This window comes from Nitrospinota bacterium, from assembly GCA_035528715.1.
Taxonomy (GTDB): domain Bacteria; phylum JADFOP01; class JADFOP01; order DATKYB01; family DATKYB01; genus DATKYB01.
Genome location: DATKYB010000070.1, coordinates 1 through 2,496 on the forward strand (window position 1 = coordinate 1; position 2,496 = coordinate 2,496).

The following is a 2,496-nucleotide window of genomic DNA, read 5'->3' on the forward strand; positions in this document are numbered from 1 at the left end:
GAGCTCTTCTCACACTCGAGCGAGAGGATACAATCAAAGTGTTTGGTGAGATAATTCAAGAAAAGAAAAAAGAATTAGAAGTGGTTCAAGGTATGATAGACTTATAGGCAGTCAGAGCGAGACGGTGAGAGAGAAAGAAAAAGAAAAGAGACGAAGTCGTACAGAAGGGCGTGTGACTGCGAGGATGAGTTTCAGATCAATCATATCCCCCTATAAACTCCCATCAAAATCCCAGAGGTAAGAAAGTAGAAAGGAGAGTATTATTTCGTAAAGGAAGTGTTTTTTTAAAATAGCCTATCTCCCTTCAATAGATAAAGAAGGACATCAATGAGTTTGGTTACCTGGCTTAAAGATAGGCTGTCTTGTGATATGGCTATAGATCTTGGTACGACCAATACTTTGGTTTATCTTAAAGGAAAAGGAATCAAAGTTCAGGAGCCTTCTTTGGTAGCCATAAACAAGGAGACAGGTGAAGTGGAAGCTGTTGGAAAACGAGCAAAGGAGATGCTGGGGAAAACTCCGGACAGTGTCCTGGTCATCAAGCCTATGAGGGATGGCGTCATTGCGGATTTTGAGGTTGCAGAGAAAATGCTTGATTTTTTTATAAAGAAGTCCAAAAGAAACCGAGGTTTTTTAATTAGGTCGAGAGTAGTTATCGGAATTCCGACAGGAATTACTCAGGTTGAAAAACGCGCTGTTAAGGACATTGCCATAAGAACTAAGGCTTCTGATGTCTATTTGGTAGAACAGTCGGTTTCAGCCGCTGTAGGAGCAGGTCTTCCTATTTCAGAACCAACAGGCATAATGATTGTGGATATAGGAGGGGGAACAACAGATATCGCTGTCATTTCTCTCAATGGGATCGTATTTCGCCATTCCGTACGAATTGCTGGGCACGAAATGGATGAGGCCATCATCCAGTATCTTAAGAAAAAATACAATTTGCTTATCGGAGAAAGAAGTGCCGAGCATATTAAAGTGCAAATAGGTTCGGCTTATCCTTTGGATGAACCTATAACAATGGAGGTTAAAGGGAGAGATTTAAAAGAAGGAATCCCAAAGACGATTGTCATTAATGATCAAGAACTGAGGGAAGCACTCGAAGATGTTGTCTCTGCAATTATCAATGCCATCAGAGTATCTCTTGAAAAGACTCCTCCCGAACTCTCTGCGGACATCATAGACCGTGGCATCATCTTAACAGGTGGAGGCGCTCTTCTAAAGAATATGGATAAGCGTATACGAGAGGAAACGAAATTACCGGTTTTTATTACTGATGATCCTTTAACGACAGTTGTTCTTGGTGCTGGCAAGATGCTCGACAATTTAGAACTTTTGAAAAAGATGGCTCTTGAGTAACCGATTTAAATTTTCATGCCCTTTTTCCTGTTGAGGCAGGAATCCATTGTCAGATGCATGTCTGTACGTAGCACGCAGATGTGCATATAGAGTCATTCTTTACCGATTGCGCTTCCTTTGCTTTGATGAGTTTGTATGTTTCGTTTTGGAGGAATTTGGATAACTCATGATATTTCTAAAGCTATGGTTTCAGCATTATGAGAAATTCCTCGACCTCTGGAAGGACGCTGACCCTGGTATTGCTGAGGTAGAGGATGTTAAGAAGCGACTGGCTGGGGTGAAGAGTAAGTGATCTTCTATCGTTCTGACCTAAATTCTCATTGACATTTCACTCGGACCCATATCCCCCCAAGCACCTTTTTAACTATGATTACCTACTCTTAAATACAGACCATATTTTAAAGCATATACGGCTTCTATTGACATCATTTTTTTCATGTGATATTAGTTTGTCATCAGCAAGAAGGACATAAAATGAATATTATTTTTGGCGAATATGAATTTAGCGAACCAACACGGATTGCTAAATGGGAACCCCCTAAAGCGCCAGGTCTATATGTAATTCTAAAACCTGATTTATCTAGTAGTCCTATACCACTTAAACCTATTTATTTCGGTCAAACAAGGAATTTTGCAGAACGGGTTTTTTTAAAATCTCACGAAAAATACAAAGATTGGATAAAAGAAGTGATTGAAGAAGAGCAAATGTTCATTGCGATATATCTCATGTCTGGTTCTACTGAAGAAGAAAGAAAGACTATAGAGACTGAACTTATTGCTAGATATCAGCCAGTTTGCAATTGATTAAAAAGGAGAAAAAATTAAAGTAAAAACAAACATGTAAAAACTATAAATAGGAGGTAACAACCGATGATCGGAATGAGTTTTTTAGCATGTGTAGTCTTAATTATTATTAGCATTGTAGTCTCAGCGATATTGTTCTATCTCGCAAAGATAAAAATCGGCGAAGGAATACAAGGCTTTATTGCTGAGATTTTTGTTGGTTGGGTTGGTGCTTGGCTAGGATGGATATGGGGGCATTGGTGGTTTAAATTTTGGGATGTTTATATTGTGCCTGCAATTATTGGTTCTGTGGCTACTATATGGATCGTTGCGGCATTGTATCCTCCAAAAGAA

Annotated in this window: 4 protein-coding genes; all 4 read left to right on the forward strand. The window is 39.2% G+C overall.

Annotated features, from left to right (window positions below; translation table 11 throughout):
• Nucleotides 1-327 precede the first annotated feature (327 nt).
• Nucleotides 328-1,359: a rod shape-determining protein gene (locus tag VMW81_05460; protein ID HUU50383.1), complete on the forward strand. Its 1,032-nt coding sequence runs from the start codon at nt 328-330 to the stop codon at nt 1,357-1,359.
• A gap of 166 nt (nt 1,360-1,525) precedes the next feature.
• Nucleotides 1,526-1,651: a hypothetical protein gene (locus tag VMW81_05465; protein HUU50384.1), complete on the forward strand. Its 126-nt coding sequence runs from the start codon at nt 1,526-1,528 to the stop codon at nt 1,649-1,651.
• A 182-nt stretch (nt 1,652-1,833) separates the two neighbouring features.
• Complete coding sequence (locus VMW81_05470) at nt 1,834-2,163, forward strand: hypothetical protein (protein HUU50385.1); 330 nt, start codon at nt 1,834-1,836, stop codon at nt 2,161-2,163.
• 66 nt (nt 2,164-2,229) lie between these two features.
• The coding region (locus VMW81_05475) for a hypothetical protein (protein ID HUU50386.1) at nt 2,230-2,496 on the forward strand (267 nt) is incomplete at its 3' end.

Excerpts from the sequence above, each read along its gene's own strand:
- VMW81_05460 (HUU50383.1), top strand. The coding sequence starts at position 328 with ATGAGTTTGGTTACCTGGCTTAAAGATAGGCTGTCTTGTGATATGGCT.
- VMW81_05465 (HUU50384.1), top strand. The coding sequence starts at position 1,526 with ATGATATTTCTAAAGCTATGGTTTCAGCATTATGAGAAATTCCTCGAC.
- VMW81_05470 (HUU50385.1), top strand. The coding sequence starts at position 1,834 with ATGAATATTATTTTTGGCGAATATGAATTTAGCGAACCAACACGGATT.